Origin of the sequence: uncultured Gimesia sp. (assembly GCF_937910335.1) — a bacterium.
GTDB lineage: Bacteria > Planctomycetota > Planctomycetia > Planctomycetales > Planctomycetaceae > Gimesia.
In genome coordinates this window covers 1-5,541 of sequence record NZ_CALEMX010000079.1, presented here as the reverse complement: position 1 = coordinate 5,541, position 5,541 = coordinate 1, and the positions used below count along the sequence as shown (strand labels likewise).

5 protein-coding genes and 1 pseudogene are annotated in these 5,541 nt (G+C 47.4%); 3 read left to right on the top strand and 3 right to left on the bottom strand.

Going from position 1 to position 5,541, the window contains the following annotated elements:
- A pseudogene (locus Q0668_RS03245) lies at positions 1-619 on the top strand (hypothetical protein); the annotation flags it as partial.
- A 30-nt stretch (positions 620-649) separates the two neighbouring features.
- Here the strand turns inward: Q0668_RS03245 and Q0668_RS03240 are convergent.
- The 3 genes from Q0668_RS03240 to Q0668_RS03230 form a co-directional block, all read right to left on the bottom strand.
- Positions 650-1,735, bottom strand: a complete 1,086-nt coding sequence (locus Q0668_RS03240) for a hypothetical protein (protein WP_298859881.1) — start codon at positions 1,733-1,735, stop codon at positions 650-652.
- Positions 1,732-2,484: a phytanoyl-CoA dioxygenase family protein gene (locus Q0668_RS03235; RefSeq protein ID WP_298859878.1), complete on the bottom strand. Its 753-nt coding sequence runs from the start codon at positions 2,482-2,484 to the stop codon at positions 1,732-1,734. The genes Q0668_RS03240 and Q0668_RS03235 overlap by 4 nt, the downstream gene beginning before the upstream one ends.
- Before the next feature lie 475 nt (positions 2,485-2,959).
- The gene (locus tag Q0668_RS03230; RefSeq protein ID WP_298859876.1) at positions 2,960-3,769 is read right to left on the bottom strand and encodes a MerR family transcriptional regulator; all 810 of its coding nucleotides are present in this window, start codon (positions 3,767-3,769) and stop codon (positions 2,960-2,962) included.
- Positions 3,770-4,212: 443 nt separating this feature from the next.
- Between Q0668_RS03230 and Q0668_RS03225 the strand changes: the two genes are divergently transcribed.
- Both Q0668_RS03225 and Q0668_RS03220 read left to right on the top strand, forming a co-directional pair.
- Positions 4,213-4,659, top strand: coding sequence for a MarR family winged helix-turn-helix transcriptional regulator (locus tag Q0668_RS03225; protein ID WP_298859874.1), 447 nt, complete (start codon positions 4,213-4,215; stop codon positions 4,657-4,659).
- Between the two features lie 59 nt (positions 4,660-4,718).
- The coding region (locus tag Q0668_RS03220) for an NmrA family NAD(P)-binding protein (protein ID WP_298859872.1) at positions 4,719-5,541 on the top strand (823 nt) is incomplete at its 3' end.

Below are 5,541 nucleotides of genomic sequence, written 5' to 3'. Positions count from 1 at the left end.
ACTTCATCTCAAAAATACACAAGTAACTGATGCGGGATTAATCCACCTGAAAGAACTCGCCAACCTGTTTGAACTTGATCTCTCAGGCAATCAGATCAGTGATGCCGGATTAGTCCATCTGAAAGCGCTTAGTAAACTGTATTGGCTCAGATTAGAGAAAACTCAAGTACGAGATGCAGGACTGATTCACCTGAGAAAACTCCCGAACCTCAAAATAATAGATCTGAGAGACACACCGTTTAGTGATGCGGGATTGATTCATCTTAAAGAACTGATCAATCTGCAGGCCCTTGATCTTCCAGGCACACAAGTTAGCGATGCTGGTTTGTTCCATCTGAAAGATATTTCAAAACTGAAGTATCTCAATCTCAATACTACACAAGTAACTGATGCGGGATTGGTACATCTGAATGAGCTTACCAAGCTCGAACGGATTTACCTCTCTGGTACACAAATCACTGATGCTGGATTGATCCACCTGCACGGAGTCACAAATTTGAGGGTCCTTATGCTCGATGACACACAAGTGACAGCGGCAGGGGTCGCACAGCTTCAGGCGATATTACCAAACTGTGAGATAATATATTCGGAAGATGTCCCAACACCCGAAACAGAATAATAATGATATGTGTAGAATCAAGTAGTCCACTCAATGCAATTTCTCGGATGTAACACAGGCAATACGCCACACGCCGCGTTGATCTAAACCGGTACCATCGCAGGCTTCGTAAAACATGCGAAACTGGGAGGGCTCTTCTGCTGTCTGAGGTAGTTGAATCAGGCACATTTCCGAACACTTCACGGCGTCCCAACCTGTACCATCGGGTGAAATGACCGGCTTTGGATCTTTCTTCCATGTCAGTCCGTCTTCTGAAATTGCACGCAGAATGTGGGATTTATTGGGGGCACTGTATCCTGCGTAGTACATCACATAACCCGCGTCAGCTACTTTAAGAATTTCACACGCAAAGGCAGCGCGTGAGTCGTATTGCGTATCCTGTCCGATCCGCACGCCCGGCTCCGGCTGGAATGTGATGCCGCCATCTTCTGACAGCCCACTTACGATTCCTCGACCAATCTCCAGGCAATACAGGCGACACACGCCGTCCTCTAAAAACAGAATTCGCGGGGAAGAATAACGATGCTCGCTTGATCCCAGCCGGACGCCCGGCTCAGGAGTCCACTCCAGCCCGCCATCCGAGGAGACGGCACTGCGAATGGTGCTTAACGTCGATTGCGGACCGGGACAACATTCAAAATACATCCTCAACTGTTGGGCCTTGTCAGTCGGAACGACTTCGGAGGAAGCCACTCGAAATTCTCCCGCGCCGCCCTCTTGGGAAGAAAGTCGCACGCCGGGTTCGGGAACCCACACTGCTCCCTCTGTGGAAACGGCACTTAAAATCCGCGCCGTGGCGTTGTCATAATCATTGGCTCCCGCAGGAAAGCCGACACGTGGCAGGATCTGCGTATAATACATCCGGTACCCGCCGCCCGGTAAAGCCAGAATGCGCGGACTGACTACGCCACACACGCCTGTGCGTTCGGGAACGCTTTGTGGTTCACCACTTGCCGTGTTTTCAATGGGCCATTGTGTTTCGGGAAGTGAATCGATCTCGTCATCGGGCGGCGCGTCAATTGCGACGCGCGGCTCTTTGACCCACGTCGTGCCCGGGTCGATGTTCACGCTGTGAACCAGTGGCGAAGCTACTTGCGACTGTGTCAGATCGATCAAACGTTCAAACCTTGTGCCTGTTGTTGTTCAGATGCCATATTTAAGTATCGTTCATAGGCGGCTTCGTCGCGCTGACAGGAAACTCCTTTAAAGACCATCGCAAACGAACGGCGATGACGCGTGGTTGACATATTCGCGTCGGCACGATGGATCGTCATGCCGTGATGTGCAATCGCATCACCGGGCTGCAGACACATCACTGCTTCGTTCGAAAAATCATCGGGAGAATAGTCGGTAATGCCCTGTGAAAATCCAAGAATATTCGACTTGGCATGTTTGCGATAACCATGCTGATGTGAACCTTTAACATAACGCAGACAACCGTTCTCTGCATCGACTTCGTCCAGTGCCAGCCAGATCGTCACTACATTAGAGGGCACAAGACAGAAATAATAATTATCCTGATGAGGCGGAGTGACATGATTCGTATTCGGAGGTTTATTAAACCACTCCGGCTGTTCGCAATTCGCGGGTTCACCCACAAGTGCCTCGGCCAGTTCGCACCACTTGGAATGCTGAGAATAATCACGAAAGAACACATCGCCTCCCATATGCTGCATCTGCTTGAGCGTCTCGGGACGGTTGCGATCCACATAGAACGCATCGGCGTCCGGAAGCTGAGGCACAACATCACTGATATAGCGATCCAGATTCCCAGTCAGATCAGCCAGTTCCGTTTCTCCGAGAAACTGGCGTATTACCGCAAAACCATTCTGGTCATAAGACTGCTTTTCAGATTCAAAAGACATGATTCTTCCTCAGACTATTTGGTTATCAGAGATTCAAAAACTCTTTGGCATAGCGGGAGATGGTAGCACAATCCTTTTTAGTACACCACAAAATTTGTATGCGTTTGCCAAAATTTTACGATTCATTTTCAGGGTCAGATCCTGGTCAGCCAAATACGATTCTAATTTTCGTATATCCCATAGTCAAATAGATCGCAGACCGCGGAGCCATGAACTCCCTGGTTGGAATTCATGCAGCAACAGGTCTCTCGGACGAGACAATGCACCGGTGCCCGGGAAGTCACCATTCTTAAAATCCTTTTGGATACGCATTCGGCTGCTCATAGTATTTAGTCTAAAATATCAGATGTTGTTTACAAGCCCAGGACGTGGAGTTTAAGATAATGAAACGTAACCATATCATGGTCTTGATACAATGTTTGACCGACATGAGTTTGAACAGACGAGTTACTCACAGGACGTATTTGCAACAAGGTCATTCCTTAATGAGCATCTGAATTTCGGTCAGGTACTTCTTAGGGTTTCCTTTGAAAATCATGCCTGGTCCTTTGATGTAAACTTCACGGGACGGAATTTCGATTTCGAATTCTTTTTGCTGTATGTAGCTGAGAATCCTGGCATACGATTGACCTAACTCTTCATAGGGGCCTTTGTGAAGCAGCGCCACACATCGTCCTCCCGGCAATACCCTTACGGAAATTTCATCCTTGCTGGTTCCTTTCCGAATTGGCATACAGGCTTCGAAATCTGCATCTGTCTCCTTATATTCAGTATCGTAGTGAAGTAAGAATGGCTTGTCACAGATCTGCCGTCCGAAATGTCTGCCGATTTGAGCGAAGCCTTTAGCACAATCACTATATCTCCCTTTCATTCGGACGCCAGCTATTAGCATGGAATCCACCGACTTCTCTTCAACTTCAAAGGTTGCGTGTTTCATCACTTCTCGTGCCTCTCTTTCTTTGATGATAATTTGATCGAGCGAACTGCTGATGGCTCTGTACTCCTGTAATTTGTTTCCAATAGCCTGCTTCTGTCGTTCCAGCAAATCCAGTATGTCTGCTTCGTCATGATTGTTCTCAAGAATGCCGGTAATATCTGCCAGCGTGAAATCCAGCTGACGAAGTAGCGCAATCACCCGAGCCGTTTCGATTTTGCTATCAGCGTAATAGCGATAGCCAGTTTGCCCATCAATGTACGATGGATCTAAGACCCCCTGCTCATGATAGAATCGCAGCGTCTTTACTGTCAGGCCTGTGATTTTTGAGAACTCTCCGATACTAAACACAGCGGCTTTCCTTCACATGTTTTCGGGTTACAAACGACGATCAGAACAATATACAGCCTCCAGTTAGGGGAGGGTCAACCATAAAAGAAAAAGAATTTCATACGGATCAAATGGCATCAAGTTCTAATCAAAAGGCGATAAGCAATTTACTTATTGAGATCGGATTTGAGGCACCAAATTGGGAGTCATAGCTCGCCGAGATTATTCAGAAAATATGTCATCAGATACTATAGTAATAATTTATTTAGTTGACATTAATCAAAAGAAATATTTGGTCAATCCATGCATCGTTTGGATTTGTTCTTGCAGTTTGAGAGTATGAGGATTCAATTATCGAGTGGATGTGTTTTTTGATTTGCTCCTGAGCATTTTCTGATTGATTTACAAAAATAGGGCTTGACAATATAAATATTGTATATACAATTAAAGACAGTGAGGGAAATATGACGAACAGTCAAATAGATGATTTAACAAACACGATCGCCAGCGAGTGCATTGCTGTGCGGCTGAGGATAGTCAACCGGGTGGTCTCAAAAATTTATGACGATGCCTTTCGTCCCTTGGGTGCCAAGATCAGCCAGATGAATATTCTTGTCGCCGTGGGAAAGATGGGGATTGCGCGTCCCGCTGATGTCTGTCAGGTTCTTCACCTCGATGTTTCCACGCTGAGCCGCAATGTCGAACGTATGAAAGCCAGAGGCTGGTTGGAAGTGATCCCAGACGAAGATGGACGGGCACAACCGTTTCGACTGACCAGCGCAGGGAAAAAACTCATCGAACAGGCAGCACCTGCCTGGAAAAAGGCACAGAAGCAATCGCAGGAGTTATTGGGAGTAGCGATTTCCGGTCAGTTGAATCAAGCGGTGAAGCGTATTGACGAGTTGACATGACGGTCATGTCTCTCTTTTTTTTACTTAAATAGTTGTATATACAAATAAATGGGCAGTAGATGACTACGAAACCAGGAATCCTCGTCACAGCAGCCGCTGGCAAAACCGGATCAGCGGTTGCATATCAACTTCTCGAAAAAGGCTATCCTGTCACTGCCTTTGTACGCAGGCTGGATCATCGCTCGAAGGCACTCGCCCAGGCGGGTGCCAAGATTATTGTCGGAGATTACACGGAACCTGACGATTTTAAGAAAGCCATGCAGGGTGTGCAGCGGGCCTACTATTGTGCGCCACCTGCATTGCGGATTAATGTACTGCATGGGGCGATGAACTTTGCAGTGATGGCAGCGGATGCTAGATTGGAGGTGGTAGTCACGCTTTCTCAATGGTTGGCTCAGCCAAAACATCCCTCCATTGCAACCCGGCAGACTTACATCACCGACCGTGTTTTTGATTGGATGCCGGGTGTTGACTCAGTCACGATCAATACCGGATGGTTTGCTGACAATTATATGGCCGTGCTCGGCCCGATCGCTCAACTCGGCATCTTTCCTTTTGCACTGGGAAGAGGAAAAACGGCACCGGTTTCGAATGAAGACATTGCCCGTGTCGTCGTGGAAACGCTGATCAATCCGGCCTCACACATTGGTAAAATTTACCGACCAACAGGACCTGAACTGCTCGACCCGTATCAAATCGCTGCGATCTTTGCAAAGGTTCTCGGACGTCCCGTCAAGTATCAGGATGTATCAATGCAGATGTTTCTCAAAGCCCTCAAGGTGATGAACATGGACCCTTTTTTGATTTCACAGCTTTTCTATTATCTAGACCGATATTTCCCATTTGGGTTGAGCCAGGAATCGATCCAGGCTCGAATCATAC